Here is a 26,473-nt window from a genome sequence, read left to right on the forward strand (position 1 = left end):
CTCGCGCGCTCGACCATGCCTGACCGCGGCTTCATCCTCACGCCCACAACCCGGGTCGTCGCCGGATGCCCGGAAATCCATCTCCACGCGGTGATGGAGGACGGGACACCGGCGCTCGTCATCGAGGACAGGTTCAGGCCGTACTTCTTCGTGCGCGAGAGCGACGAGGAGATCGCGCGGCGGATCGCGGGCAACCGGGTCTCCCCCGCCGCGCTCGCGACGCTCGACGGAGAGCCGGTGCTGCGCATCGATGTCGCGCTGCCCCGGGACGCCGCGGCGCTGCGCGACCGGCTGGCCGAGGCCGGCGCCGACTGCCTCGAGGCGGACGTGCGCTTCGCCTACCGCTTCCTCATCGATCGCGGCATCCGCGGGGCGTTCGCGGTCTCCGGGCCGTTCGAGCTCCGCCCCGGCGTCGGGCGCGTCTACCGTAACCCCGAGATCGCCCCCGCCACGTTCGTACCGGAGCTGCGCGTGCTGTCGCTCGACATCGAGACGAGCCTCGACGGCGAGCAGCTCTTCTGCATCGGCCTCGCGGGCGCAGGCGGCGAGCGCTGCCTCCTCGTCCGCGACGAGCCCGTGCCCGGCGGCCTGCCCGACTACGTCGAGCAGCTCCCCGACGAGCGGGCCGTCCTCGAGCGGTTCCTCGAGCACGTCGCCGAGGCGGATCCCGACGTCCTCACCGGCTGGAACATCCCGGACTTCGATCTGCCCGCGCTCCAGCGCTACTGCCGCCGCGCCGGGCTCCCCTGCGCGCTCGGGCGGGGCCCCGACGAGATCGCGATCCTGCGCGATCCGGGCTTCACGCGCGAGGCGCGCGCCATCCTCCCGGGGCGCGTGGTGCTCGACGGGCTCGCGCTCCTCCGCAGCGCCTTCATGCGGCTCGAGGATTACCGGCTGGAGACCGCCGCGCAGACGATCCTCGGGCGCGGCAAGCTGTTCGGGTCCGACGACCGGGGCGCGCAGATCGAGGCGTCGTACCGCGACGACCCGGCGCTGCTCGCGGCGTACAACCTCGAGGACGCCCGCCTCGTCCGGGATCTGCTGGAGAAGACCGGCCTCGTCGAGCTCTCGGTGCGGAGGAGCCTGCTCACGGGCATGCAGCTCGACCGCGTGGGCGCGCAGATCGCCGCGATCGACTCGCTGTACCTGCCGGCGCTCCGCGCCCGCGGCAAGGTGGCGCCCTCGGTGTCGAGCGAGGCGCCGGACGGAGAGGTCGAGATCGCCGGCGGCCTCGTGCTCGATCCGGCGCCGGGGCTGTACCGGAACATCGTCGTCTACGATTACAAGAGCCTCTATCCGAGCCTGATCCGCACCTTCAACATCGACCCGCTGACGTTCGTCGCCGGGGACGGCGCGCCGCCCGAGGCGCTCATCGTGACGCCGGGGGGCGCGGCGTTCCGGCGCGGCGAGCCGGGCATCCTCCCCGAGCTCGTCGCGCGGCTCTGGGACGAGCGGGCCGAGGCGCGGCGCGCGGGCGACGAGCGGGGCGCGATGGCCATCAAGATCCTCATGAACTCGCTCTTCGGCGTGCTCGGCTCCCAGGCGTCGCGCCTGTTCTCCCCGGCCGTCGCGAACGCGATCACGAGCGCCGGCCAGCACGTCATCCGGCTGACGGCGGAGACGGTGCGCAAGGCCGGACACCGCGTCCTCTACGGGGACACCGACTCGCTCTTCGTCGACATCGGCGAGCCGGACGCCGCGCGCGCCGTCGCCCGCGCCGAGGAGCTCCGCGACGCCGTCTCGGCGTCCGTCGCCGCCGAGATCGCGAGGACCTTCGGGTGCGAGAGCCGGCTGGAGCTCGAGTTCGAGAAGGTCTACGCGCGCTTCCTCCTGCCCGAGCTGCGCGGCGCCGCGCAGGGCAGCAAGAAGCGGTATGCGGGCCTGGTCGCCGGGGACGGCGGCGGCAAGCTCGAGATCGTCGGGCTCGAGGCGGTGCGGCGCGACGCGAGCGCCGTGGCGCGGCGCTTCCAGCGGGAGCTGCTCGACCTCGTGTTCCACGACCGCCCGGTCGAGGGCTTCGTGCGGACCTTCGTGGCGGATCTGCGCGCGGGCCGCTTCGACGCGGAGCTCGTCTACAAGAAGGCGCTGCGGAAGCCGCTCGGCGCCTACACGAAGACGACGCCGCCGCACGTGAAGGCGGCCCGCAAGCTGATCGGCGAGGCGGGGCGGATCGTGGCGTACGTGATCACGCGCGCGGGCCCCGAGCCGGTCGGCCAGACGACGGCGCCGCCGGACTACGACCATTACGTGTCGCAGCAGCTCAAGCCGATCGCGGACTCGGTGCTGCGGTGGCTCGGCGGGCCCGACTTCGACGCGATGACCGGCGCGAAGCGGCAGCTCTCGCTGTTCTGAGCCGGCGCTGCGCCTACGAGGCGAGCCGGGCTAAAATATTGCAGCGGTGATGGAACCCCGCCGGCGCGGGGAGCAAGATTTCGACGCGCGCCGCGTGCCCGAAACGGGGGGCTCACGGTCCCAACGGCGGTCCTTCAACAAGGGAGTCCCAGCATGAACAGGTTGCCTTTCGTCTCCGCCGTCGCCGCCTCGTCGTTCCTTCTCCTGGCCTGCGATGCGCAGGTCGATCCCGAGTACCGCGGCGAGCCGCTCGCCACGATCCAGGGCGCCATCGTCGACGAGGGCGGCGTGGACACGAGCGGTCTGTACACGGCCATCCTCAACTACAACTTCCTGGTCAACGACTTCTCGCACATCGACATCGCGCCCGTGATCGGGAGCTTTCCAGCGGAGTTCAGGATCGACCTCAACGTGCCGCCCCCCGCCGAGGTGCTGAACGACTTCACGCTGGGTGGCGCGCGGCCTTCGGAGAGCCGGTTCAGCACCGGGTACATCGCCGTCGTCAAGGAGGGCCTGGACCCGAACGTCGACCCCGCCTCCATTGCCGGCCTCGCCGAGGAGTACATGCTGGTCTATGTCGAGACCGACGTCCAGCCGGGGACCCAGTCGGAGCGGTTCCTTGGCGGCGCGCTCTCGGCCGGATACCACCTGATGAAGTGGGCCCCCATGACCGAGGCCGAGCTGCAGGCCTACGACGACTGCAAGGCGACGCCAGACCCGAGGAGCTGCGGAGTCGCAGAAGGCGGAGACGCAGACGACCGCCTCGTGCCCAACCCGGAGGAGTTCGACTCCGAGGTGACCATCAGGATAGCGCCGCCCAGACAGTTCACCGCCGCGAACCTCTGGTGAGCGCCCAGCGCGTCAGGCCATGTCGCGGATGTGGTTTCGATGGTAGCGTCGGCCGCCGTGCAGAGCGGGCTGGACGTCGAGCGGCTTTACCGGGCCCACGGGCACCACGTGCTCCGCAGGGCCCGCATGCTGCTCGGCTCGGAGGAGGAGTCGCGCGACGTGCTGCAGGAGGTGTTCCTGTCGCTCGTCCAGTCCCCCGGGCAGTTCGAGCAGCGGAGCTCGCCGGCGACATGGCTTTACAGCGCCACGACGCACCGCTGCCTCAACCGCATCCGCGACCGCAAGAACCGCGCGCGCCTGCTCGGGTCGGGCATGCCGCCGCGCGACGTCGACGCCCCGCGCGCGGAGCAGACCGTGCAGGCCGCGCGGCTCCTCGCCGAGCTCCCGGACGAGCTGGCTCAGGCGGCGATCTACTACTACATCGATGAGAGCACCCACGAGGAGATCGCGACGATCATGGGCTGTTCGCGGCGGCATGTGGGCGACCTCCTCGCGCGCGTGAAGCGGTGGGCGGAAGCGCTGGAAGCCCCGGAATCCCACGTAAAGAGGCCTGCATGATCCCCTTCGAGAGATCTCGCCCCGAAGGCTGTCCGTCGGACCTGCGCCTCGACCGGCTGCTCGCCGGGGAGCTCGAGTCGGCCGAGCAGCAAGCCACGCGCGCGCACCTCGACGGCTGCGCGCGGTGCGCCGCGCGCTTCGCCGCGCTCGAGGCGGGGCGCGCCGCGTTCCTCGCCGATCCTCCCCCGCTGCGCCTCCCCGCGGCAGCGCCCGCGGCCCGGCGGCCCCTCGCGCGGTCCCTTTTCCCTGCCGTCACGGCGGCGCTCGGCGCCGCGGCCGTCCTCGCGGCCGCCCTGTTCGTCCATCAGCCGCCCGCGCCGCCCGCGCCGCCGCGCGGCGACGCCCCGGGCGCCACGCTCGCGCCCGCGGAGCAGGGCACGCGCACCAAGGGGGCCGGCGGCCGGATCGGGTTCTACGTCGCGCGGGGAGAGGTCGTTTCGCCGGGCGGGCCGGGCGAGGTGGTCCACCCGGATGACCGGCTCCAGTTCACCTACTCCGCCGCGGAGGCCGGGTATTTCGCCCTGCTCAGCGTCGACGGCGCCGGCAAAGGGAGCATCTACTACCCGGCGGGCGACGTCGCGGCGCCGATCCAGCCCGGCGAGGGCGTGCCTTTGCCGAGCAGCGTCGTGCTCGACGGGACGCTCGGCGCAGAGGTCCTCTATGGCCTGTTCTGCGACGCCCCGGTCGCCCTCGAGCCCCTCCGCGCCGCGCTGGAGTCCGCGCCGGAGCGCCCGCCCGCGCCCGCGGGCTGCCGCGTCGATCGCGTCTCGCTCGACAAGCGGGCGGCCCCGTGATCCGCGCCCTCGCGTCGAGGCTCGTCGCCTTCGCCCTCGCCTGCGCGGCGCTGCTCGCGGCGTCTCCCGCGCTCGCGCGCGTCGAGCGGTATGCGGTCATCGCCGGCAACAACGCCGGCCTCCGGGGCGAGGTCGAGCTGCGGTATGCCGAGGCCGACGCGCTCAAGATGCACGACGTCCTCGTGGGGCTCGGCGGCTTTCCGCCGTCGAACGTGACGCTCCTGCGCGGCGGCAACGCCGGGGCGCTGCGCCGCGCCCTGATCTCGATGAACAGCCGGATTCGCCAGGACATCACCGGCGGGGGCGTCGAGGCGGTGCTGGTCGTCTATTACTCGGGCCACGGCGACGCCCGCGCGCTCCACCTGGGCAACACGCTCATGGATCTTCCGGAGCTGGAGCAGCTCGCGCGCGGCTCGGCGGCGCACTTCCGGCTCGTCATCCTCGACGCCTGCCGCTCGGGCGCCCTGACGCGCGTCAAGGGCGGGACGGTCGCGCCGCCGTTGACGGTCAGGACCGAGGCGCGCCTCGCCGGCGAGGGGGTCGTGTTCTTGACCTCCAGCTCGGCGAACGAGGATGCGCAGGAGTCGGACGCGCTCGGAGGATCGTTCTTCACGCACTACCTCACGTCGGGGCTGCTGGGCGCGGCCGACGACGACGGCAACGAGGTTGTCACGCTGGACGAGGCCTATCGGCACGTCTCGGAGGCCACCATCCGCGCGACGAGCCGGACGCTGGCCGGGACGCAGCACCCGACGTTCCGGTACGAGCTGCGCGGCCAGGGCAAGCTCGCCCTCACCGCGCTGCCCGCGCGCGCCGCGCACCGCGGCACGATCGAGCTGCCCGCCGGCAGGACGTACCTGCTCATGGCGGGCGGCAGCCACGGCCCTGTCGTGGCCGAGGTCGCAGCGACCGACGTGTCGCGCCGGCTCAGCGTGAAGTCAGGGCGCTATTTCGTGCGGGGGCGCGGGCAGGATTTCCTCCTCGAGGGCGAGGTCGCGGTCGAGGCGGGAAAGACCCTTCGTGTGGAGGACGGGATGCTCTCCAGGGCGGAGTACGCGCGCCTCGTGCGCAAGGGCCAGGAGGGCGCGGACGCCGCGCACGGCGTGCAGGCGGGCTACCGGCTGCGCACGGCGTTCGACGAGGGCGAGTCGCCCTGTCACGGGGTCTTCGCGGGCTACACGCTGGAGCTCCGCCAGCTCAGCGTGATGCCGCGCCTGAGCGCCTGCCGCGGCGGCTTCGAGAACGAGGCGCTGCGGGCGCGCCGCGATCAGCTCGACGTCGAGGTCCGGGTCGCCCACGCGTGGGACTTCCCCGGGGTGACCCTGGATCTCGGCGTGGGCGCCGGCGCGGGGATCTTTCACCAGGCGTTCGAGACGCGGGGCGTCGCGGCGCCGCGGACGAGCATCGTGGGCTTCCTCGGCACCGGGCTCGGCCTGTCGGCCGATCTCCCTTCGGGGTTCTATCTGCTCGGCCAGGTCGACGCCCAGACCTACTTCTTCCAGCGCGCGCAGCGCGGGGCCGAGGGGGGCGGCTCGATCCGCGCCGCGTTCGCCGTGCGGCCGCTCGCCGGGCTCGGCAAGCGCTTCTGAGCGCGCCGCGCCGGCGCCACGTCAGCGCGGTGCGCTTTTGACGTGGCGCACGTGGCGCACGTGGCGCACGTGGCGCACGCGGCGCCGCGCTGGCGCGCCCGCGCTCACTTCGCCGACAGCGCGTCGGCGACCATCGCGCGCGCCTCGTCGAGCACGCGGTCGAGGTGCGCCTGGTCCTTGAAGCTCTCCGCGTAGATCTTGTAGACGTCCTCGGTGCCCGAGGGCCGCGCGGCGAACCAGCCGTTCTCGGCGACGACCTTGAGCCCGCCGATCTCGCCGCCGTTGCCGGGCGCGCGCGTGAGCTTCGCGACGATCGGCTCGCCCGCGAGCGTCGTGGCGCGCACGGCGTCGGGAGAGAGCTTCTTGAGCACGCTCTTCTCGGCCGGCGTGGCCGGCGCGTCGATGCGCGTGTAGAGCGGCGCGCCGAAGCGCGCCGTCAGGTCGCGGTAGTGCTCCGCGGGGTCGCGGCCCGTGCGCGCGAGGATCTCGGCGGCGAGCAGGTCGAGGATGATGCCGTCCTTGTCCGTCGACCACACCTGCCCGTTGCGCCGCAGGAACGAGGCCCCCGCGCTCTCCTCGCCGCCGAAGCCGAGCGAGCCGTCGAGCAGCCCGTCGACGAACCACTTGAAGCCGACCGGCACCTCGCGCAGCGGCCGGCCGAGGTGCTTCGCCACCCGGTCGATCATGCTGCTCGACACGAGCGTCTTGCCCACCGCCGCGTCGGACCGCCAGTGCGGGCGGTTCTGGTAGAGATAAAAAATTGCCACGGAGAGGTAATGATTCGGGTTCATCAGCCCGGCGCTGCGCGTGACGATGCCGTGGCGATCCGAGTCGGCGTCGTTGCCGAAGGCGATGTCGTAGTCGTCCTTGAGCGCGATGAGGTTCGCCATCGCGTGGGGCGACGAGCAGTCCATGCGGATCTTGCCGTCGTGATCGAGGGGCATGAAGCCGAAGGTGGGGTCGACGGCCTGGTTCACCACCGTCAGATCGAGCCCGAACTTCTCGGCGATCGGGCCCCAGTACGCGATGTTCGAGCCGCCGAGCGGGTCGACGCCGAGGCGCAGCTTCGCGCCGCGCACGGCCTCGAGATCGACGACGTTGCCGAGGTCGGCGACGTAGGAGCCGATGTAGTCGTACGGGTGGGTCGTCGGCGCCCGGAGCGCGGCCTCGTAGGGCATGCGCTTCACGTCTGCGTTGCCGCCGCGGAGCAGCTCGTTGGCGCGGTCCTCGATCCAGCCGGTGACGGCGGTGTCGGCGGGCCCGCCGTTCGGCGGGTTGTACTTGATGCCGCCGTCGTCGGGCGGGTTGTGCGAGGGCGTGATCACCACGCCGTCCGCGAGCCCCGAGGTGCGCCCGCGGTTCTGGGTGAGGATCGCGTGCGAGATGACCGGCGTCGGCGTGACGCCGTCGCGCTCGGCGATGAGGACGTCGACGCCGTTGGCCGCGAGGACCTCGATGACGGAGCGCTGCGCCGGCTCCGAGAGAGCGTGCGTGTCCATGCCGAGGTAGAGCGAGCCCGTCGTGCCCTGCTTCGCGCGGTATTCGCAGATGGCCTGGGCCACCGCGAGGACGTGCGCCTCGTTGAAGCTGCGCCGCGCGGCCGAGCCGCGGTGGCCGGAGGTGCCGAAGGCGACGCGCTGCTGCGGGTCGCTCGGGTCGGGGCGCTCGCTGTAGTACTGCGCGCGCAGCTTGTCGGGATCGATCAGCACATCGGGCGGGGCTTTACGGCCAGCGAGGGGGTGGAGCGCCATGGCCTCCGCAATAGTCGAGCGCGCCCGACGAGCAAAGCCCCGCGCGAGGCGCCGGGGGCGCGCCGCCTGCCGCGCCGGCGCGCGCCCCTGCCTGCGGGCGACCGCGCCGGCGGGGGCGGCCGCGCCGGCCGCTCGACCGGGGAGCGCTGCGCCCGACGGTCCGGGCGCTCCATGGCGCGTCACGGCGCCTCGACAGGCACGAATCCGACGCCGCCGTGAGATCGGCTGTCGCGCATGCGCCCGGAGCCGGAGGAGGACCGCCGAGCAGACGTTCAGCTATTGCGCAATACTTTCCATATGTTACCGTTCTCACCCGATTCTTGAACATCCAGGAAACCTCGGTCCACACGCTTCGCCATCGGTCGGCGCGCGATGTGGCCAGGGGTCGTGCCCTCTACGAGCGCACGCGTGACCCTTGCGGGCACGATGGCGCCGGGGCTCGCTATCGAAGGGAGTACCACAGTGATTTCACGACTGAAGAACGCCGCTTGCGTGGCGGGCATCGTGGGCGGGAGCTTGCTTGTCGCGGGGTGCGCCCTGGAGGCGACCGCGGAGGAGACGGCTGAACAGTCGCTCGCGCTCGGGTGCGACTGCGACGTGCCCACCCAATCGGTCATCACCGTCACCGGGCCGGACCGCTATCGTTCCGAGCAGCAGGTCCTGCTCGACGCTCCGGTCGGGAAGGTCTGGGCCAAGCTGGGCTCTCTCGAGCGCTTCTTCGAGATCGCGCTGCCGAATGCCACGGACCTGCAGTGGGTCGTTGGCAACGGCAAGTCGGTGGGCGACGAGCTGAATTTCATCCTCGATGGTGGCCTGATCCGGCTGCTCGTCGTGACGCGCGACCATCACGAGCACCGGTTCGAGTATCGGCTGATCGAGCCGTCCCTCGGGATCGAGGAGCTCGAATCCACATTGACGCTCCGCGCCTGCGGCAACCGCACGGAGCTCGTCTGGGTGCGGAACTTCCGCATGTCGGAAGGGGTCTCCTTCGATCCGCTGAGCCAGGTGGTCGCGCAGGAGTTCGCGAACGTGATCGCCCGCTTCTCCCCCTGACCGGGCGCGGCGTCGGCTCGAGGCCGGTCTCAGGCGGTCACCTGTAGAAGCCGATATCGTCGATGTAGACGTCGAAGACCTCGCCCTGCCCGAACCGGAACTCGATCGCGTAGAGCGCCGCGAGGTCGATGGCCTGCGCGGCGGGCTCGGCGCCCCAGCCCTCGCGCGCGAGCCCCTCGAAGGGGATCACGACCTGGGACCACTCCGCGCCGAGGCTCGCGACGTGGGACCAGTGGTCGAAGCACCGATCGGGATCGCCCTCTCCCGCCGACTCGTCGCAGATCCCGCCCGCGGGCTGCGAGACCGTGTCCGAGATGCTGACCGTCATGGTCGGCACCGCGCCCGCGTCGCCGAGCTTTGCCCAGAACACGATACCGGCGTACGCCGACGCGTCGTAGGGGAGCACGGCCGTGTCGGGGCGGTTCAGCGAGAAGCGGACCCCGGCGCCCCACTGCGTGAAGCCGGACCCGAGCGTGTGCACCGCCATCGTGCTCTGACCGCGCGGAGGCATGAGCTCCTCGGGGAGGAACCCGACAGGCATCTCCTCCGTGTAGACCGGGGGAGCCTGCGTGCCCGTTCCATCATTGAAGCTGTACCAGTAGCCGACCCTGCCCCCCGCCTCCTCGATGGCGCCGTTACCGTCCTCCATGTCGTCGATCAGCTCGACGTCCGCGGGGACGACCGGCCCGCCGCCGCCCGGCCCCGCGCTGGCCGTGGCCGACGACGCGCCGCCCGTCGCGCCGGACGCGCCGCCCGCTCCTTCCACCGGGTGATAGGTGTCGTCCAGCCCCGCGAGCGTCGTGCACCCGCCGGCTGCGAGCGTCCACGCCGCCCACACCCACGCTGCGCGCCTCTTCCCCATGTCCTCTCCTATCACCGCCGCGCCGGCGCGGTCCACCGCCGCGCGGAATCCTGGTGCCGGCTCCCTCGGGCCTGACGGTCTGTGTCCATCTACCCCTTCGACGCGGCGGCGGGGCGGGCGCGCCGCGCCCTCGCCTCCGGCGGGCCCGCGCGGCGGACGAAGTCGACGAAGGCGCGCAGCGGCGGCGGCGTCTGCCGGCGGCTCGGATAATACAGATAGAAGCCGGGGAACGACGGCGACCACGACGCGAGGACCTGCGTCAGCTTCCCGGCCTCGACGAGCGGCCTCGCCTGCTGGTCGAACACGTAGGCGATGCCCACGCCGTCGACCGCGGCGCGCAGCGCCAGGTCCACGTCGTTGACGATGAGCGGGCCGTCGACGGCGACCTCAAGCGACTGCTTCCCCTTCTCGAACTCCCATCGATAGAGGCTGCCGTCCGTCGGCCAGCGCGTGTTGATGCAGCGGTGCCGGTGCAGATCGCGCGGGGTCGCGGGGACCCCGTGGCGCGCCAGGTAGCCCGGCGAGGCGACCGCCATCATCGAGAGATCGCCGCTCAGCTTCACGGCCACCATGTCCTTCTCGAGGCGCTCGCCCAGCCGGACGCCGGCGTCGAAGCGGCGCGCGACGATGTCGGCGATCGCGTCCTCGACCACCACGTCGAGCACGATGTCCGGGTGCGCCTCGAGGAACCGGCCGAACAGCGGGGCGAGCGCCCAGAGCGCGGCGATCCGCGCCGTGTTGATCCGGAGCACGCCCGCGGGCCTGTCGCCCAGCGCCTTCACGTCGGCGACCGCCGCCTCCAGCTCCGTCAGCGCCGGGGCCAGCCGGGAGAGCAGCCGCGCCCCCGCCTCGCTCGGCGCCACGCTGCGCGTCGTGCGGTTCAGGAGGCGCACGCCGAGCCGCTCCTCCAGCCCCCGGATCGTCTGGCTCAGGGCCGACGGCGAGACGCGCAGGTGCGCCGCGGCGCGGGCGAAGCTCCCGTGCTCCACGATGGCCGCGAACGCCTTCAGGTCGGCGAAATCTCTCCCGCGCATTGTGTACCCCTGGCTAAACAGGTTGATTGGATCATGTCGGATTTTGCGAGGAGCGCCAGCGCCGTAAGGTCCGGTTCCAGGCAGGGCGCCCGACGCGCCCGCCGCACCTGTGGAGGCCACCATGACCAACGCCCTCTCTCTCGACACCTACCGCCTGCTGGGCCGCTCGGGCCTGCGCGTCTCCCCGCTCGCCCTCGGCGCGATGACGTTCGGCACCGACTGGGGCTGGGGCAGCGACCGCGACGAGACGAGGCGCATCGTCGATGCCTACCTCGACCGCGGCGGAAACTTCATCGACACGGCCAACAAGTACACGAACGGCACCTCGGAGCGGCTCGTCGGCGAGCTCGCCGGCGACCGGCGCGAGCGCCTCGTGATCGCAACGAAGTACACGCTCACCATGCGCCCCGGAGACCCGAACTCGGGCGGCAACCACCGCAAGAGCATGGTGCGCTCGGTCGAGGCGAGCCTCGAGCGGCTGAGGACCGATTACATCGATCTCCTGTACCTGCACGCCTGGGACGGGACCACGCCCGTGGAGGAGATCCTTCGCGCGATGGATGATCTCGTCCGCGCGGGGAAGGTGCTCTATGTCGGCATCTCCGACACGCCCGCCTGGCAGGTCGCCCGCATGCAGGCGATCGCCGATCTGCGCGGGTGGGCGCCGCTCGTCGCGCTGCAGATCGAATACAGCCTGATCGAGCGCACCGTCGAGCGGGAGCTCATCCCGATGGCGCAGGAGATGGGCCTCGGGGTCATCCCGTGGTCGCCGCTCGGCAGCGGCGTGCTCACCGGCAAGTACACGAGGGCCGACCTGGAGGCCGGCGGCGGGACGGCCGACGCCTCCGGCACGCGCAAGAACGTCGCCGCCGCCAACGGCGCGCTGACGGAGCGGGGCCTCGGCATCGCCGAGGTGGTAAAGGCGGTCGCGACCGAGAGCGGCAAGACGCCGGCGCAGATCGCGCTCGCCTGGACGCTGCTCCACCCGGCCGTGACCGCGCCCATCCTGGGCGCGCGGACCCTGAAGCAGCTCGAGGACAACCTGGGTGCCCTCGACGTGCGGCTGACGGACGGCCAGCGCGCCCGGCTCGAGCGGGCCAGCGCCGTCGAGCTCGGCTTCCCGCACGATTTCCTGGCGCGGCCGATGACCCGGAGCGTGATGTTCGGCGACGTGAAGATCGCCGAGCGGCGCTGAGCTGAGCCGAGGTGGGCCCGCCGGCGGCGGGCTCACCTCGCGTGGATCAAAGCGGCCTGTCCTTCGCCGTTGCCTCGAGCCAGTCCGCGCACGCGCCGTCCTCGGCGGGCGGCTGCACGCCCTTCAGGAGATACCACGCCTCGCGGTGCTGCGCGCGGGCGCCGGGCTCCACGCGCTGGAGCGGGCCGAGCGACTCCACCTCGAGCATGTCCTGGTTCGTGAAGGTCTCGAAATTGACCCCCATGTCCGGGTAGGTGGCGCCCTCGACGTACGGGAACCGCTTCAGGAACACGTTGCCGTGGTTCGCGTACGCCGCGTAGCCCTGGCTCACGAGCATCCCCACCTTCTGCGGGGCCTTGCCGGCGACCTGCCGCAGGCGGAGCACGCGCTTGCCCCAGGTCCACCGGGGGTCGGCCATGTCGGTGTACGGCCACAGCACGAGGGGCCGCGCGGGCAGGAGGCGGTCGGGGTGCGGGAAGAACGGGGCGTGCGGGAACAGGCACTCGCCGCCGCCCGCCATCACGGTGAGCGCCCACGGCGTGAACTCCACCGCAAAGGCGCCGCGGTTCTCGATCGCGTGATCGAGGACGAACCTGCCCGCCGCGGGATCGGCCGTGATGCGGATCTCCTTCTGCATTCCGTGCCTGTCCGGCGGGGACCGGAACACGTGCGCGCCGTTCTCCTCCCGGTGCTCCACGGGATCGTTGTCGGGCTGCAGCGTCCGCTTCGCGTCCTCCGGGCCGATCCACAGCCGGTGGCCGCCATAGAACCTGTACTTGTCCCCGCCGACCGCGCCCATGTCCTCGGGGATCTCGAAGAGCTCGTTCGGACCGCCGATGACGCCATACCGGATGATCCGCGGGCCGATGTCGAGCGTGACGACGACCTCGGTGTCGCCGCAGACGAGCCGGGCAGCGCGCTTCCAACCGCCGTAAGGGATGATCTCCATGACGGTGGTCCGTACCGCAGAACCGGAGCGCGCTTCAACCCCGACCGCCCGTGGCGCGCTCCCGGGACGCGGCCTCGGGAGGATCCGCCTCGCGCTCGGCCGGCCGGGAAGCGGCCGATCCGTCACGTCCTCCTGCCGGCGAAGCCCTCCGGAGGCGCGAAGTCGGCGGGGCGGCCGCCCAGGGCAATCGCGACGGAGCGCTGCCAGTAGCGATCGCCGAGATCGAGCGCGAAGTCCTGGAGGGACGGCAGCGCGTGCGCGCGGCTGGAGGCCGCGGCGATGGCGCGGAGGAGCGGGACGGTGAGGAGCGAGCTCTGCCTCGGCACCCCGAGCTGGTCGGCGAGCTCTTCGCCCAGCACGCTGCGGGAGACGCAGCAGAAGACGGACAGGAGCTGCTCGGCGCGCCGGCGCTGGCGCTCGGTCCACGAGCCGTTGATGCCGTGGGAGAGCAGCGCGTTGACGAGCAGGCGCGAGTCGTTGTCCGGGGCGCCCTGCGTGGCGAAGATCATCTCGGCCAGGCGCCTCGCGTCGGCGTACGACCCGGGGATGAGCTCCTGCTCGACGCCGATGACGTACGCAACGTAGCGCCAGAGGTGGACGAGGTCCTCCTTCTGCGCGGGCGGGATGTGGTAGCCGAGCTTGTCGAAGCCGTCGAGCACGGCGACCGAGAAGAGCAGCGCCGTCGCGACCATGTCGTGCTGGTTGATCGGCTCGCCCCAGAGCTCGGCCTTCCACCGGCCGCTCGCGCGGATGAGGCGCCGCACCTGCGCGTGCATGATGCGCACCTTCACGGTGATCGCGAAGCCCTCGCCGGAGCGGCGCATCCCGCCCACGAGGCTCACGGCGTGGACGAACCGGCTCGTCTCGCCGAGGCGGCGCGGGGCCTGCTCGCGGAGCCTCCCCGAGAAGACGAGCGGCTTGTTTCCGCCCGGCGAGGCGTAGCCGAGGATGAGCGCCTGCATCGCGAGCAGGATGCCGCCGAGCATACCCGTGCGCAGGAACGTCGTCCCGCCGCGGTTCACGGCGTCCCAGTCGACCCAGAGCGGCACGTGATCGACCGACGCGAAGAGCGCGCGCAGCGCGGCCGGGGCGTCGGGCACCGCGTCGATGCCGCGCGCGAGGGCGGCCTCGAGCTGGCGGAACCCCTGGCCCGGCGGCATCGACGCGAACGCGTCCACGACGGCGTCGGCGACGGGATCGACGCGGCGCAGGAAGGGCGCCAGCCGATCGAGCTGGTCGCCGAAGCGACGGCGGGCCTCCGCGGTGTCCTGAAAACGAGCAGGGATCGTGGGGTTCTTCATGCGGCGATGTCGAATCCCTTGGCACACGGCCAGCGTTCGGCAAAGCCGCGACGCGCCGCGCGCGGTGGTACGAGCCCGCGCGCGCGTGAGCGGTTGTGTCGCTCACGGCGCGCGCGCTATCGATCGGACGTCTGCGCCGTCAGGAGTCCGTCTCGCGCGAGGCGTCCATCCGCTCGGCGCTCCGGCGGATCACCTCGGTGAGGTCGTACGTCTTGCGCTGCGCCAGGCAGAACCTGAGCCCCTCCCGGAGGCTGCGCATCGGGCTCAGCTCGTCGAGCGAGACGCCGATCGTGACGAGCGTGCCCGCGACGTGACCGCCGAGCCCCGTGAGGATGCAGCGCGCGCCGAGGAGCTGCACGGCCTGCGCGAGCTTGACGAGGTGCTGCGCGGTCATCGTGTCGACGACGGTCACGCCGGTGAGGTCGAGGATCACCCACTCGACGTCGCTGTCGTCCGCGACGCGCGCGAGGAGCCGCTCGGTGACCTCGACGGCCCGCATCGAGTCGAACAGCCCGACGAGCGGGAGCGTGAGGATGCCGTGCCAGATGTCGATGATCGGCACGGAGAGCTCCCGGATCGCGCGCTCCTGGCGCTGGATCGTGTCGAGCTGGCTCTCGAGCTCGCGCTTGGAGGCGGCGAGCGCGGTGAGCGCCTGGGAGCTCTGCAGCATCGCCTCGGAGAGCTCGGAGAGGAAGACGCGCAGCGCCTCCTCGACCACCCCGAAGGAGTCCTGCTCGACACCGTCGAGGTGCTTCAGGGCAAGCTCGATCTCTCCCGCGGAGGCGAGCGCGACCGCGTTGATGACGCGCTGCATTCGGCTCTCCTCGACAGCGATCTTGTTCTCGGGTTCTTGCATGGGCTTTCTGTGCGCTCAGCGGGGGTTGACCGGGAGAGCTCGGTGCGCTGTCCCTGACCCAGGCTCGGCCTCACCATCACGGGCGGCCTGCGCGCCGGGGCGTGCTCGTGAGATCCGACCTCGTGCGCCAGGACGCGCGACTACACTTCTCCTCGGTATCCTACGTGGCAGCAACCTGTGTGTTTCCACGTTCGACCAAGATCCTATAGATAGCCTATCCCCGGCGCGACAGGAAGATGGCCTCTCGGCCGGGGCTCGCGCTCGCTCGCGCTGTTTGCGCTCGTTCGCGCTGGTTGCGCTCGGTTGCGCTCGCTCGCGCTCGGTTGCGCTCGGTTGCACTCGGTTGCGCTCGCTCGCGCTCGGTTGCGCTCGGTTGCGCTCGGTTGCGATCAGTCCACCGAGCGAGCGCAGCGGAAGCCGGTCGAGACGTCACCTGCCTCGCTATCGAACGCCAGCCGGTAGGTCGACCGGGCGGAGCTCGCCGAGAAGTCCCACGAGCCGCCGCGGAGCACGCCCTTGCTGCCGGTCGCCGGGATGAGGGGATCGGTCCGGGCGCCCTTCACGTACGCGCCCGGGTCCCAGCCGTCGGCGACCCACTCCCAGACGTTGCCCGCCATGTCGAGCGCGCCCGACGGGCTCGCCCCGGCCTTCGCCGAGCCGACGTCCTGCGTGCCGCGCGCGCCGCAGCCCTGTCCGGCGGGCCGCGACACCACGGCGTGCGCGCACCCCGGTGGATCGTTGCCCCACGGGTACTCGCGGCCGTCGGTGCCGCGCGCGGCGTACTCCCACTCGGCCTCGGTCGGGAGCCGCTTGCCGACGAACGCGCAGTACGCCGCCGCCTGCGCCTGATCGACGCACGAGACCGGGTGCCGCGCCTTCGCGGGATCTGCTGCGGTGCAGAGCGCGCCGCGCTGCGCGACGTCGGCGGCGGTCGCGCGGGGGCCGTGCAGGCCGCTCGGCGAGCACCGGCCCGCCTCGACGCAGCGCTCGTATGCGGCGACCGTCACCTCGGTGCGGTCGAGATCGAAGGCGCGCGTCAGCGTCACCTCGTGCGGCGGTCGCTCGGACTTGCCGCCCTTGGCGCTGCCCATCGTGAACCGGCCCGCCGGCATCCGCACCATGTCGGGCGAGGGCGCCGGCTCGTCCGGCGTCGCGGCCGGGCCGCCGTGCGCGCGCGCCGGCAGCGCGGCTTCCTGAGCCTGGGGGCGGACGAGCGCGACGGCCGCCCCGCCGGCGGCGGCCAGCGCGGCCGCCGAGCCGAGCGCGAGCAGCAGGCGCCGCCGCGGAGCGCCCGCGACGGCCGCGTGCGCGGACGGGGGCGGCGCCGGGGGCAACGCTGCGGGGGGCGGGGCGCTCGCGGTGAGGCCGCGCATGGTCGTGAGGGATGGCGCGGGCGCAGGCGGCGCCTGGCCGACCGGCGGATCGCCCACCGCGACGGCGTCGCCGGCGGACGCCGCCGCCATCGCGGCCTCGAGCGCCGCCCAGAGCTCGCCCGCCGTGCGGTAGCGCTCGCGCGGGTCGACCGCGAGCGCGCGGCGCACAACCGCCTCGACCGCCTCCGGCGCGCTCGCGCCCGCGGCGCGCAGGCTCGGGCGGAAGGCCGGGTCGGTCGCGGCGATGTAGAGCTGCGTGACGTCGCTCCCGAGCAGGGCGCGGTTGCCCGACGCGACCTCGATGAGCACCAGGGCGAGCGCGAAGACATCGGTCCACGGCCCGGTCGCCCCGAAGCGGTGGTGGAACTGCTCCGGCGCGCCGTAGTGCACCGTGAAGGCCCGGAGCGTGCTCCCCGTCTGGGCCATCGCCTGGGTCATGCTCGAGAGCTCGCCGAGCACCTTGGCGATGCCGAAGTCGAGGACCTTCATCGTGCGCCGGCCGCCGATCTCCGCGAGGAACAGGTTGGCCGGCTTGATGTCGCGGTGGGCGACGCCCTGCGCGTGCGCGGCCTCGAGCGCGTGCGCCGCGGGCGCGAGCAGCGCGACCGCCTCGGCGAGCGGCCGCGCCGCGTCGCAGCGGGCGCGCCGCTCGGCGATGTCGCGGTCGAGCGGCGCGCCGTCGAGCCACTCGAGCACGAGGTACGGCGTCCACTCGCCCGACGGCGACACGCCGGCGCCCGCGTCGAGCGCCTGCACGATCCCGGCGTTCGCCCGCGAGAGGCGGTGGAGGAGCCTGCCCTCGTCGAGGAGCATCCGCTGGAACGACGCGCGCTCGGCCGGCGCGAGGGAGCCGAGCTGCTTCAGGCACTTGACCGCGACCGGCTCGTCGAGGCCGAGGTGATGGCCGCGGTAGACGACGCCGAATCCCCCCTCCCCGACCACGGCGTCGATCCGGTACTTGCCGCCGATCGTCGCGCCCACCCAGCCGAAGGGATCCGAAGGTGCCATGCTCGCGGCGCGAGTCTACACCGCCGGCCGCCCGTCCATCATCGACCTTCGCCGCAGGCACGCTCGCAACCCGTCCAACATGTCTTTCGCGCGTTGCCGCGGAGAGCCCGGCAATCTCGACTCCCGAGCTCCGGACGCCTCTGGGCGCCCCGGAAAAGCGCGATGGATAGATGGACGGATGAGTCTCTCGGCCCCCTCACGGCGCCCGCGCCTCGAACCCCCCCGGGCTCAGCGCCTTCTCGAAGAACGCGCACAGCTCCTCGTGCCGCGCCCGCGCGTCCGCGCGTCCTATCTCGATGAGCGCTCCGGCGAACTCCCCGTCGAACAGCAGATACGACAGGAAGTCCGCCTCGCGCCGCTCGTCCCCCTCGGCGAGGCGCCGCATCACGCGGCCGAGCACGCTCGTCGTCCGCGCGCGGAAGGCCGGGGACCGCACGAACTCCGCCGCCAGGCTGCCGATGTCCTTGGAAGCGCGGATGAGCAGCGACCGGAGCGGCCGCAGCGTGCGCCCCGGCGGGAGTCCGAGCTCGTCGTTCAGCTCGTCGACGAAGCCCTCGCCGTACCGACGCCGCCCCGCCTCGAGGATGCCGTTGATGCTCTCGAGGCGCGCGAGGTCGTTGTCGATCCGGTCGAGCATCAGCGCGTTCAGCGTCTTTCCGAGCAGGAACAGCGGCCCGGGGAGGCCCGGCGCCTCGCGATCGGCCGTGGACGACGCGGGCTCGATGTACCGCGGGTTGACGACGATCACGCCGTCGGCCCCGAGGCGCCGCGCCGGCGACAGCGGGACGTTCTGGCGCAGCCCGCCGTCGCAGTAGAGCTCGCCGTCGATGCTCACCGGCCGGAACAGGATGGGGACCGCCGACGAGGCGAGCGCGTGCTGGGCGCGGAGCGCCGTGGCGCGCGGGGAGATCGTCGGATCGTGGCTCCAGGGCGGCAGCCCGGGCTCGCGGCGGTGGACGAAGACGACCGTGCGGCCGCTCTTCACGAGGGTCGTCGACACGGTCACCGCCGACAGGAGCCCCCGATCGAGGTGGCCGTCGATGCGCTCGAACGGCACGGCCTCCGCGATCTGCCGCTCGAGGCCGGACGTGTCGAGGAGCGCGGCGCGGACGCCGCTCGCGGGCGCGCTCGCCCCGCCGCCGCGGAGCAGATCGTGCCCGACCGCGAGCACGCCGCGCACGTCGAGCCGCACGAGGTCGTCGATCCGCAGGCGCGTCCACACCGCGGCGAGCCGGCGGGCGCGGCTGCGCGCCTCGTCCGCGAACGCCGCGAGGCCGCAGACGTTGATGGCGCCGACCGAGGTGCCGCACAGGATGTCGAGCGGCACCTCGCGGCCGATGTCGCGAGAGACCTCCTCGAGGATGTGCTGCACGACGCCGACCTCGTAGGCGCCGCGGGCAGCGCCGCCGGCGAGCACGAGCGCGATCTTGGGGGCGCGGCCGTTCCGGGTCGAAGCGGGCGGAAGGTGGGCCATGCTCGCAGAGTACCATGGTCGCTCTCTCGAGCGCGGCCTCGCGAGCACGCGGGCGCTCTGGCCGCCTCGCGCGGCGCCATGCTACATCCACCGTGCGCGCGGGCACGGAGGCGCCCGATGACGGCAATCTATCTCGTCCTTGCCTACCTCCTCGGAGCGATCCCGACAGGCTACCTCTTTGCGCGCTTCGTCAAAGGGCTCGATATCCGCACCGTGGGCTCCGGCAACATCGGCGCCACGAACGTCCTTCGCGCCTTCGGCTGGAAGCCCGGCCTGGCCGTCCTGGCCGCGGACGTGGCGAAGGGCGCGCTCGTCGCCGGGCCGCTCGCGTCGTGGCTGACCGCCGCGCCGGGCGGGTGGGTCGCGGCGGCCGGCGGCCTCGCCGCGGTGCTCGGCCACGACTACACGGTGTTCCTCGGCATGCGGGGCGGCAAGGGCGTCGCGACGTCCTGCGGCGTGCTGCTCGTGCTGGCGCCGCGGTCCACGCTCGCCGCGCTGGCGGTCTTCGCGGTCGTCGTGCGGGCGACCCGCTGGGTCTCCGCGGGCTCGCTCGCCGGCGCGCTCGCCCTGCCGGCCTTCCTCTGGCTGCTCGGCGAGCGGCAGGCTCCGGTCCTCTGCCTCTCGGTGCTCCTCGGCGCCTTCATCTGGCTCAAGCACATCCCGAACATCCGGCGGATGCTCGCCGGCGCCGAGCCCGCGATCTCGTTCGGCAGGCGGCCCGGCGACCCCGAGCGGCGCTGACCCCCGCCGGCCGGGCGCCCTGCGCGCGGCGGTCGGTCACACGCCGTCACGCTGGTTCACGCTCGGTTACTTGGTGATCCCCTTCGCGTAGAGCACCGCGCCGTGCTTGTCGATGAACTGGAGGAGCAGCCTGTCGCCCTCGAACTGCAGGTAGACAAAGCCCTCGGTCGCGTCCGTGTAGAAGAGCTGCCGCGGGTCGCGCGGGACGAAGGCGGACGCCGGCCGGGTCTTCGAGCCGGCGCCGCTGATGGCGAAATACGTGTCCGGGCAGCGCGCGTCGCGCCCCTTGTCGATGAGCTCGAGGTGGTGATCGTGGCCGGCCATGTACATGTCGGCCCCGCAGTAGATCGCCTCCTGCATGGCGAACATCCCTGCCCCCCCGATCACCTCGTTGTCGCTGAAGTGAGCTCCCGACGTGAAGCGGGGGTGATGGCCGAAGACGATCTTCCATGTGGCGTCCGAGGCGGCGACCCGCGCGCTCATGTCGTCTGCCTGTTCACTGGAGGTGAAGTCGACGGTGTCGATCCCGAACAGGTGAACATGGCGGATGCGAACATCGTAGTACGAGGCGGGCATGTGCCACTTGTCGCTCACCCGCATGCCCGGCCCGCCTCCGACGAGCAGCCGCGAGTAGTCGATCTGCGCCTGCCGTACGCCGCTGCTGCTCGGGCCGTGATCGTGGTTGCCGAGCACCGCATAGAAAGGCAGGCCGTTCAGGCCCGGTCTGTCGTACGGCTGCTCGAATTTCGGCCCCCACTGCGCATCGCTGGTGTCGACGACGCCGTGATCATAGAAGTTGTCGCCGTTCATCATCACGGCGTGGCAGCCCCCGACCTCGATGCATTTCTCGCTCATCCGGTCGGCGACCTGGTGCTGCGCGGCGTTGCCCTCGCCGGTGTCGCCGATGGCGATGATCCGGATCACGCGAAGATCCAGCGCGGGGGCGTCGACAACGCTGCCCACGTCGGCGGAGCCGACGACGCCGCCCAGGCCCGCGGCGCCGCCGCCCACGCCGCCGTCCGCCCCTGAGCCGCCGCCCCCCGTCCTGCCGCCGGCGGGGCTCCCGCCGCCCGTGCCGTCCTGCGCGACGCCGGGGCTCGGCGCGCTGTCCGCCACACCGCAGCTCACCGTCGCTAGCGCGAGGAGGAAGGCCGCGGCGGATCCCGGCGAGACGGCGAGCGGAGACAGCGCACGAGGAGGCTTCATGGGACGCGCATTCTACCCCCGGCCGCGCTCGCCCCGCCGGCGGCGCCCGACTTATCTACGTCCTCCAATGCCCAGGCCGCTCGCCTGCGCGCCGTTTTCCCTTGACTCCCCCAGGAGCCCCACGTATCGAAGTTGAACATCACTTTCAATATCAACAACGGAACCCAGTGAGCCGAACCATGCCCCCTGCCCCGAGCCCGTCGTGCGGCGCAGCGCTCGCCGCCCTCCCCTGGTCCGCCGTCCACAAGGAAGACGCCTCGTGAGCTCGCGCACAATTCTGCCCGTGGATGCCGCGCCGCGGCCCGATCGCGCGCGTCGTGCCGAGCCTGCACGCGAGGACGGCTGGCCGCCGCCGCCGCACGATCCCCGCGAGCGCGAGCTCGCGCTCGTCGTCGCGGGGTGGGAGGTGCGCCTCTTCGGCGGGCGGAAGTTCGAGTACTTCGTCGCGCGAGGCTTCTGGCACCTCCAGCTCTGGCACCCGGAGGCGCGCGTCTCGGTGCTGACGCCCTCGCGGCTCACGCGCGGGCTCTACGAGGCGTACCCGATCGCGAACTGGAAGGCGCAGGCGCCGGATTACGACAAGCTCGCGGCGCTCCTCGGCGGGCTGTTCGCGGCGAGGCTCCCGGACGCGTCCGCTGTGCTGCGCCTCGAGCGCGCGCTCATCGCCGACGTCGTTCGAGGCAGCGGCGGGGTGCCGTCGTGACGCGCCGGCTGCCGGGCCACGCGCTCGCCGGCGCGGCCTCGAGCCCCGCGCCGCAGGGAGGGAGCGCGAGCTCGAGGACCGTCCCCAGGGACGCGGTGCTCTCGCTCGTCGGGCGCGCCGAGGCGCGCGTGCGGTTCCCCGATCTCGGCTTCGCCGACCCGTGGGCCGAGGCGATGCTGGCCACGCTCGACGTCGACCCGGAGGGCTTCGACGACCGCGCGCTCCGGAGCTCGACGGTGCGCACCATGGTCGTCGACGGGCTCGTCAGGCACTACTTCGAGCGCAACCCGGACGGCCTCGCCATCGCGCTCAACGCCGGGCTGTGCACGCGCTTCTCGCGCGTCGACAACGGGAGGCTCCGCTGGGTGGACATCGATCCGCCGCACGTGGCCGAGTTCAAGTGCGCGCACCGCCTCTGGCAGATGTCCGACCGCCACGCGATCGCGCGGTGCTGCTCGATCGCCTGCACGGGCTGGATGGATTGCCTGCGCGGCGCCGGCGACGTGCCCACGCTCCTCATCGCCGAGGGCGCGCTCGAGCGGGAGCCCCCCGAGCTCGTCGACGCCTTCTTCACGCGCGCCTCCGCGCGCCTGGCGAAGGGAACCGAGCTCATCCTCGATCACGAGGTGCACCCGCCGCTGCGCACGCCGCCTCGGCTGCGCGCGTGCCTGGAGATCCCGGCGGCGGACGGGGCCGTGGCGCGCTACCCGCGGCTACGGCCGGTCGGCGACGGCGAGGTGACACCGGCGCTGGAGCGCGCGCTGCGCGGCATGAGCCGGGTGTCGCGCCTGCTCCGCGGCGCGCACGCGCCGTCGATCCTCCACCTCCGCTTCGAATGAGCGCCGCGGCGAGCGCGGGCGCATGAGCTCAGTACACGCGGAACTGCCCGCTGAGCGTCAGCAGCGACAGGAGCTGGAGCAGCCCCGAGTAGTAGCGCGGCATGCCGACCGACGGCGGCATCGACCACGCCGCCTCGATGAACTCGGCGCGCTCTTCGTTCTGCGCGACGAGCCCCGTGACGCCGTTCATGACGATGAGCGCCGCCTCTCGGGTCATGGGCTCGCTGGATGCCTCGCCGTCGAGCGTGTACGCCCCGCCGTAGGTGTCGATGCCCTGCTCCGAGAAGAACGCCAGCAGCCGGTCCGCCTCCTCCACCTGCCACGGATCGACCCCGAACCAGACGTGGTCGAGCGCCATGTTCAGCGGCGTCCGGTAGGCCTCCGCCCCGAAGTCGTCCGAGCCGGGCAGCGGCTTTCCGTCGAAGTCGGCGCGCACCGGCATGAGCCCGGTGCGCGGGTGGGCGACGAGCTTCCAGTACGCGCGCGCGCTCGCCGCGGCCTCGGACCAGAACGGGTCCCCCGTGGCCTGCGCCCAGAGCTCGTAGTACGCGGGCATCAGGATGGAAGGACGGGTGGTGTTCGCCGCGGAGGTGTGCGGAATGTCGAAGACGAGCTTCGTCTCCGGGTCGAAGGTGTTCGTCACGCCGGCGACGACGCCCCCGTTCTGCTCCTCCTTGTTCCGCATCACGTCGAGCAGGGCGAGCGCCTCCGCGCCGTAATCGATGTCCGCGCCATCGCTCCCCCACCGGCCATGAGCGAAGAGCAGCGCCATCGCGGCCTGCTGCTGGCCGAACGGGTCGACGCAGAACGCCTTGCCCTCCGGGTTGTCGCACCACGACGTGAGGTAGCCCTCGTTGGGCCCGGAGCGGGAACGGTGCACCGTTTTGGCGTACCGCCAGAGCCGGTCGAACTCCACGCGTTTGTTGAGCTGGACCGTGATGATCATCGCGAGGCCGAGGCCCTCGGTGCGCACATCCGTGTGCAGCACATCCCAGATGTAGGACTGATCGGCAGCGCCGTGCGACGGGTAGTAGATCGCCTCGGTGTACGGATCGCCGTAGAAGAGCTGATTGAACCTGTCCTCGATCTTCGCCGCGATCTCCTCGTCCGTCTTGAGGAGCACGTCGCGAAGCGGGTTGGGGTACGTCTCCGGTCCGGTCAGCGGGCGAAGATCGTCGCTGCTCGAGTCGCCCCCGCTGCCGCCGTTGCCCCCGCTGCCGGCGGCGGCCTCGGCTGCGTTGCCGCCGAGGCCGCCGCCGGCGACGTCGGCGGCGTTGCCGCCGAGCCAGTCCACCGACATTCCGCACGCCGGCAGCGCGCAGAGCGCCGCACACGCACAGCCGATGCGGGATGCTCCGAGGAGCCGACGGAGGGGAACGGGGCAGCGCATGACCCGAATCTTAATCGATTACATAGCGTCGAACCCGGGAGGCAAGCACGCTGTTTGGGTGCCTGCGTAGAAAAGCCTCGGCGCGCTGCGCTGCGGCATCGCTCCGGCCGCTCTTCGCGAGCGCGTCAATCCGCAGGACCTCGGCCTCGAGCCTCAGCCGGCCGCGCGGGTGCTCCCGCATGTAGGCGTCCAGCAGCGACAGCGCACTCTGTGCGTTCCCGCTGGAGAGCGTCGAGCGCGCCGCGTCGAGCGCGTCGAGCTCGGCCTGGAGGGCCGCGCTCTCCTCGGACGGCGGCGCGCCCGGCTTCCTGGCGGCGGCGCGGACGTTGCGCGGCGCCTCAGGGGCCTCGCTCGGCGCCGCGGCAGCCTCCACGGCCGCCGGCGGCGGCGGCTCGGGCACCGCCCTTTCGATCGGGCCCGTGAGCGCGGCGGCGAAGCGATCGACAGAGGCCGGCGGCGGCGCCTGGTACCCGCGCCAGGCGAGGTACCCGGCCGGGATCCCGGCGAGCGCGCCCACCGTCGAGAGCGCGACGAGGATCTTGCTCCAGCCGACCTTCGCGACGACCGAGGAGGACGACGCCGCGGCCGTCCCCGCCGCGGAGAGCGCCGCGGGCGCCGCGGCGCTCGACAGCGCAGCCGCGCCGGCGAGGCCCAGGGCGGCCAGCGTCTTGGCGCGCGTCTCCGGCGATGTGGGATAGGACGTGCCGGCGCTCAGCAACGCCCGCTCAAGCGGGCTGTCGCTCTCTTCCAGCAGGCGACGTGGTTCGGTCATCGTCTCACCTCGCTCGTCGTGACGAGCTCGAGCGCGCGTACGCGCTCGCGAAAATCTGCTCTGGCCCTCCGCAGCCGCGAGGCCACGGTGCCCTGCGGGATCCCGATCACGCCGGCGATCTCCACCATGCTCATCTCCTCGAACTCATACAGCACGAACACCGTCCGCAGGTCCGGCTCCATCTGGTCGAGGACCTGATCTAGCATCTGTCGTGCCCGCTTCTGGCTCGTGAGCTGCTCGGGTGTCGCAGCGTCCACGACCTCCGGCGGCTCCGCCGCCGGGACCTCCCGACGGCGCGCCGCGCTCCGCCGGGCATGGGCGGCCACGTTGAGCGCCGTCTGGAGCAGAAAACTCTTCTCCGCACCCGGCCGGACGTCATCCAGCCGCTGGGCGGCGGCGATGAAGGTGCGCTGCACCGCATCATCGATCTCGGCGGCGGGGGTCCCCGCGTTGCGGAGCACCCGGCCGATGAAATCGAGATGAGCGTCCACCATCCGCCGCAGACGCGCGTCTCGCTGGCTCGCGCGCGCGGCCGATGGGGCCTTGTCCGCCGGATCCGTGTCAGGCAAAGCAGCCGCCGTCATCACCCCGACGCCCATGCACCCGCTCACCATGAGGCGGGGCATGACATCGAGAAACAAGGGATCTTAGTGCAAAATGACCAGCAAAAGCCAGAGCCGCGCGGATGCCGTGGTTCGTGAGGGTCATCGCGCTTGCGGCCCTGCGTCGGGGTGCCGTCCATGATGCGTTAAGATTCCCGGCCCGCGTCAAAGTGATCACCGGGAGCCCGGCTCAGAAGGTGTGCACGATCCCGACGCTCGTGAGCGGCGAGATCACAGGAGTTTCGGCGGCCGTCACCTCCGGAAGCGCGATGGTGAAGCGCCGGTGAACGAGTGGAAAACTGGCGCCCGCCTCGATCTCGAGCGCCGTGCTCGCGCCGAGCGACACGGCGGCGCGCGCGAGGATTCCGGCGCTCCACCACGATCGCACGGCGGACATCGGGCTGGTGACGCCCTCTCCCGTCGCCGCGAGCCAGCCGCCGGTCGCGGTGACGCACGGCGCCGCGCTGAGGGCCTCGGCGATGTCCCAGCGCAGCGGGCAGCCGGTGAGCGTGACGGCCGTCCACTGGACGGATGCCTGGTCCGCGCCCGGAAGCACGCCGTCCCGCGCGTGGCTCAGCGACAGGCCGATGGAAGGGCTCAGCGCGCTGCCCGTGCGCTGGGTCAGCCGGGCGACGAGCGCGCCGCCGAGGTTCGCGCCGGGCGAGACGACCTGCGTCAGCAGGATCTGCGCGCCGAGCTCGAACCGGAACGGCGGCGGCGGCGTGACGACCGCGGGCGGCGGAGGCGGCCGCGGGGGCGCCGTTGGCGACGGTGGGGGGACGACTGGGGCCGTCGGCGGCGGAGCCGGCTCTGTCTCCTCGGCGACCTTGTCGAGCGCGAGCGCCGCCGTGAACGAGAGCGCCTGGACCACGGTGTCGCACGAGCTGCCCTCGACGGTCCGGACGTCCGTGGCGCCGCGCTCGTGGATGATGCGCAGCTCGCCGCGGACGCGGGTCCCGACGCGCCTCAACCGGACGCGGACCTCCCAGCCTTCCTGGCCCTCCGCCGCCATCTGCACGCGATCGGACCGGGCGCGGATGCCCTGGAAGAGCTGCTCCGCCGTCGAGCAATCCCGCGGAGCGTCGAAGTCGATGCGCACGGGGATCGGCGCCGGCGCCGCGGCGGCCGAGGACCAACCGAGGACGACGAGCTCGATGAACGAGATGCCGCCACCGGAAGCCACGCGCCGAAGTTGCCACGAACCGTGCTTGCGCCGCCAGAC

The 26,473-nt window shown here is 72.4% G+C and carries 23 protein-coding genes; 10 read left to right on the forward strand and 13 right to left on the reverse strand.

The window, feature by feature from the left end; translation table 11 throughout:
- Positions 1-15: 15 nt before the first annotated feature.
- The 5 genes from WMF24_RS29600 (at position 16) to WMF24_RS29620 (ending at position 6,142) form a co-directional block, all read left to right on the forward strand.
- Positions 16-2,352, forward strand: coding sequence for a DNA polymerase II (locus WMF24_RS29600; RefSeq protein ID WP_437730769.1), 2,337 nt, complete (start codon positions 16-18; stop codon positions 2,350-2,352).
- A gap of 153 nt (positions 2,353-2,505) precedes the next feature.
- Positions 2,506-3,201: a hypothetical protein gene (locus tag WMF24_RS29605; RefSeq protein WP_437730770.1), complete on the forward strand. Its 696-nt coding sequence runs from the start codon at positions 2,506-2,508 to the stop codon at positions 3,199-3,201.
- Positions 3,202-3,240: 39 nt separating this feature from the next.
- On the forward strand, positions 3,241-3,759 hold the full coding sequence (locus WMF24_RS29610; RefSeq protein ID WP_437730771.1) for an RNA polymerase sigma factor: 519 nt from the start codon (positions 3,241-3,243) through the stop codon (positions 3,757-3,759).
- Positions 3,756-4,553: a DUF4384 domain-containing protein gene (locus WMF24_RS29615; RefSeq protein WP_437730772.1), complete on the forward strand. Its 798-nt coding sequence runs from the start codon at positions 3,756-3,758 to the stop codon at positions 4,551-4,553. The genes WMF24_RS29610 and WMF24_RS29615 overlap by 4 nt, the downstream gene beginning before the upstream one ends.
- Entirely contained in the window at positions 4,550-6,142 is a 1,593-nt protein-coding gene (locus WMF24_RS29620; protein WP_437730773.1) for a caspase family protein, read from the forward strand. The genes WMF24_RS29615 and WMF24_RS29620 overlap by 4 nt, the downstream gene beginning before the upstream one ends.
- Before the next feature lie 104 nt (positions 6,143-6,246).
- Here the strand turns inward: WMF24_RS29620 and pgm are convergent, their stop codons facing one another.
- Complete coding sequence (gene pgm, locus WMF24_RS29625; RefSeq protein ID WP_437730774.1) at positions 6,247-7,893, reverse strand: phosphoglucomutase (alpha-D-glucose-1,6-bisphosphate-dependent); 1,647 nt, start codon at positions 7,891-7,893, stop codon at positions 6,247-6,249.
- Between the two features lie 408 nt (positions 7,894-8,301).
- On the opposite strand from pgm, the gene WMF24_RS29630 reads away from it, so the two are divergent.
- Positions 8,302-8,946, forward strand: coding sequence for an SRPBCC family protein (locus WMF24_RS29630; protein WP_437730775.1), 645 nt, complete (start codon positions 8,302-8,304; stop codon positions 8,944-8,946).
- A gap of 37 nt (positions 8,947-8,983) precedes the next feature.
- Here WMF24_RS29630 and WMF24_RS29635 read toward each other — a convergent pair whose 3' ends face one another.
- Positions 8,984-9,808: a hypothetical protein gene (locus tag WMF24_RS29635; RefSeq protein WP_437730776.1), complete on the reverse strand. Its 825-nt coding sequence runs from the start codon at positions 9,806-9,808 to the stop codon at positions 8,984-8,986.
- 89 nt (positions 9,809-9,897) lie between these two features.
- The gene (locus WMF24_RS29640) at positions 9,898-10,842 is read right to left on the reverse strand and encodes a LysR family transcriptional regulator (protein WP_437730777.1); all 945 of its coding nucleotides are present in this window, start codon (positions 10,840-10,842) and stop codon (positions 9,898-9,900) included.
- A 121-nt stretch (positions 10,843-10,963) separates the two neighbouring features.
- Here WMF24_RS29640 and WMF24_RS29645 point away from each other — a divergent pair, with 121 nt between their 5' ends.
- Positions 10,964-12,037, forward strand: coding sequence for an aldo/keto reductase (locus tag WMF24_RS29645; protein ID WP_437730778.1), 1,074 nt, complete (start codon positions 10,964-10,966; stop codon positions 12,035-12,037).
- Positions 12,038-12,083: 46 nt separating this feature from the next.
- On the opposite strand, the gene WMF24_RS29650 is transcribed toward WMF24_RS29645, so the two are convergent.
- The 5 genes from WMF24_RS29650 to WMF24_RS29670 all read right to left on the reverse strand — a co-directional run bounded on the left by WMF24_RS29650 (position 12,084) and on the right by WMF24_RS29670 (position 18,998).
- Positions 12,084-12,986, reverse strand: a complete 903-nt coding sequence (locus tag WMF24_RS29650) for a hypothetical protein (RefSeq protein WP_437730779.1) — start codon at positions 12,984-12,986, stop codon at positions 12,084-12,086.
- 122 nt (positions 12,987-13,108) lie between these two features.
- On the reverse strand, positions 13,109-14,287 hold the full coding sequence (locus WMF24_RS29655) for an oxygenase MpaB family protein (protein ID WP_437730780.1): 1,179 nt from the start codon (positions 14,285-14,287) through the stop codon (positions 13,109-13,111).
- Positions 14,288-14,426: 139 nt separating this feature from the next.
- Complete coding sequence (locus WMF24_RS29660) at positions 14,427-15,143, reverse strand: STAS domain-containing protein (RefSeq protein WP_437730781.1); 717 nt, start codon at positions 15,141-15,143, stop codon at positions 14,427-14,429.
- A 389-nt stretch (positions 15,144-15,532) separates the two neighbouring features.
- A complete protein-coding gene (locus WMF24_RS29665; RefSeq protein ID WP_437730782.1) occupies positions 15,533-17,524 on the reverse strand; it encodes an SUMF1/EgtB/PvdO family nonheme iron enzyme in 1,992 nt (663 codons plus the stop codon).
- A gap of 196 nt (positions 17,525-17,720) precedes the next feature.
- Positions 17,721-18,998, reverse strand: coding sequence for a patatin-like phospholipase family protein (locus WMF24_RS29670; RefSeq protein WP_437730783.1), 1,278 nt, complete (start codon positions 18,996-18,998; stop codon positions 17,721-17,723).
- A gap of 117 nt (positions 18,999-19,115) precedes the next feature.
- Between WMF24_RS29670 and plsY the strand changes: the two genes are divergently transcribed.
- Positions 19,116-19,739, forward strand: coding sequence for a glycerol-3-phosphate 1-O-acyltransferase PlsY (gene plsY / locus WMF24_RS29675; RefSeq protein ID WP_437730784.1), 624 nt, complete (start codon positions 19,116-19,118; stop codon positions 19,737-19,739).
- Positions 19,740-19,805: 66 nt separating this feature from the next.
- Here plsY and WMF24_RS29680 read toward each other — a convergent pair whose 3' ends face one another.
- The gene (locus tag WMF24_RS29680) at positions 19,806-20,945 is read right to left on the reverse strand and encodes a metallophosphoesterase (RefSeq protein ID WP_437730785.1); all 1,140 of its coding nucleotides are present in this window, start codon (positions 20,943-20,945) and stop codon (positions 19,806-19,808) included.
- 259 nt (positions 20,946-21,204) lie between these two features.
- Between WMF24_RS29680 and WMF24_RS29685 the strand changes: the two genes are divergently transcribed.
- Together WMF24_RS29685 and WMF24_RS29690 are read left to right on the forward strand one after the other, a co-directional pair.
- The gene (locus WMF24_RS29685) at positions 21,205-21,648 is read left to right on the forward strand and encodes a hypothetical protein (RefSeq protein WP_437730786.1); all 444 of its coding nucleotides are present in this window, start codon (positions 21,205-21,207) and stop codon (positions 21,646-21,648) included.
- Entirely contained in the window at positions 21,645-22,487 is an 843-nt protein-coding gene (locus tag WMF24_RS29690; RefSeq protein ID WP_437730787.1) for a class I SAM-dependent methyltransferase, read from the forward strand. The genes WMF24_RS29685 and WMF24_RS29690 overlap by 4 nt, the downstream gene beginning before the upstream one ends.
- Before the next feature lie 28 nt (positions 22,488-22,515).
- On the opposite strand, the gene WMF24_RS29695 is transcribed toward WMF24_RS29690, so the two are convergent.
- The 4 genes from WMF24_RS29695 to WMF24_RS29710 form a co-directional block, all read right to left on the reverse strand.
- A complete protein-coding gene (locus tag WMF24_RS29695; protein ID WP_437730788.1) occupies positions 22,516-23,787 on the reverse strand; it encodes a glycosyl hydrolase family 8 in 1,272 nt (423 codons plus the stop codon).
- Between the two features lie 100 nt (positions 23,788-23,887).
- On the reverse strand, positions 23,888-24,649 hold the full coding sequence (locus WMF24_RS29700) for a hypothetical protein (RefSeq protein ID WP_437730789.1): 762 nt from the start codon (positions 24,647-24,649) through the stop codon (positions 23,888-23,890).
- A complete protein-coding gene (locus tag WMF24_RS29705; RefSeq protein ID WP_437686142.1) occupies positions 24,646-25,143 on the reverse strand; it encodes an RNA polymerase sigma factor in 498 nt (165 codons plus the stop codon). The genes WMF24_RS29700 and WMF24_RS29705 overlap by 4 nt, the downstream gene beginning before the upstream one ends.
- Positions 25,144-25,441: 298 nt before the next feature.
- Positions 25,442-26,434 carry a hypothetical protein gene (locus WMF24_RS29710; protein ID WP_437730790.1) on the reverse strand — a complete coding sequence of 331 codons (993 nt, stop codon included), beginning with the start codon at positions 26,432-26,434 and terminating at the stop codon, positions 25,442-25,444.
- Positions 26,435-26,473 lie beyond the last annotated feature (39 nt).

This window comes from Sorangium sp. So ce1335 (assembly GCF_051521615.1).
Taxonomy (GTDB): Bacteria; Myxococcota_A; Polyangia; order Polyangiales; family Polyangiaceae; genus Sorangium.

Excerpts from the sequence above, each read along its gene's own strand:
- WMF24_RS29600 (WP_437730769.1), top strand. The coding sequence starts at position 16 with ATGCCTGACCGCGGCTTCATCCTCACGCCCACAACCCGGGTCGTCGCC.
- WMF24_RS29605 (WP_437730770.1), top strand. The coding sequence starts at position 2,506 with ATGAACAGGTTGCCTTTCGTCTCCGCCGTCGCCGCCTCGTCGTTCCTT.
- WMF24_RS29610 (WP_437730771.1), top strand. The coding sequence starts at position 3,241 with ATGGTAGCGTCGGCCGCCGTGCAGAGCGGGCTGGACGTCGAGCGGCTT.
- WMF24_RS29615 (WP_437730772.1), top strand. The coding sequence starts at position 3,756 with ATGATCCCCTTCGAGAGATCTCGCCCCGAAGGCTGTCCGTCGGACCTG.
- pgm (WP_437730774.1), bottom strand. The coding sequence starts at position 7,893 with ATGGCGCTCCACCCCCTCGCTGGCCGTAAAGCCCCGCCCGATGTGCTG.
- WMF24_RS29635 (WP_437730776.1), bottom strand. The coding sequence starts at position 9,808 with ATGGGGAAGAGGCGCGCAGCGTGGGTGTGGGCGGCGTGGACGCTCGCA.
- WMF24_RS29640 (WP_437730777.1), bottom strand. The coding sequence starts at position 10,842 with ATGCGCGGGAGAGATTTCGCCGACCTGAAGGCGTTCGCGGCCATCGTG.
- WMF24_RS29645 (WP_437730778.1), top strand. The coding sequence starts at position 10,964 with ATGACCAACGCCCTCTCTCTCGACACCTACCGCCTGCTGGGCCGCTCG.
- WMF24_RS29650 (WP_437730779.1), bottom strand. The coding sequence starts at position 12,986 with ATGGAGATCATCCCTTACGGCGGTTGGAAGCGCGCTGCCCGGCTCGTC.
- WMF24_RS29655 (WP_437730780.1), bottom strand. The coding sequence starts at position 14,287 with ATGAAGAACCCCACGATCCCTGCTCGTTTTCAGGACACCGCGGAGGCC.
- WMF24_RS29660 (WP_437730781.1), bottom strand. The coding sequence starts at position 15,143 with ATGCAAGAACCCGAGAACAAGATCGCTGTCGAGGAGAGCCGAATGCAG.
- WMF24_RS29665 (WP_437730782.1), bottom strand. The coding sequence starts at position 17,524 with ATGGCACCTTCGGATCCCTTCGGCTGGGTGGGCGCGACGATCGGCGGC.
- WMF24_RS29670 (WP_437730783.1), bottom strand. The coding sequence starts at position 18,998 with ATGGCCCACCTTCCGCCCGCTTCGACCCGGAACGGCCGCGCCCCCAAG.
- plsY (WP_437730784.1), top strand. The coding sequence starts at position 19,116 with ATGACGGCAATCTATCTCGTCCTTGCCTACCTCCTCGGAGCGATCCCG.
- WMF24_RS29680 (WP_437730785.1), bottom strand. The coding sequence starts at position 20,945 with ATGAAGCCTCCTCGTGCGCTGTCTCCGCTCGCCGTCTCGCCGGGATCC.
- WMF24_RS29695 (WP_437730788.1), bottom strand. The coding sequence starts at position 23,787 with ATGTCGGTGGACTGGCTCGGCGGCAACGCCGCCGACGTCGCCGGCGGC.
- WMF24_RS29700 (WP_437730789.1), bottom strand. The coding sequence starts at position 24,649 with ATGACCGAACCACGTCGCCTGCTGGAAGAGAGCGACAGCCCGCTTGAG.
- WMF24_RS29705 (WP_437686142.1), bottom strand. The coding sequence starts at position 25,143 with ATGGTGGACGCTCATCTCGATTTCATCGGCCGGGTGCTCCGCAACGCG.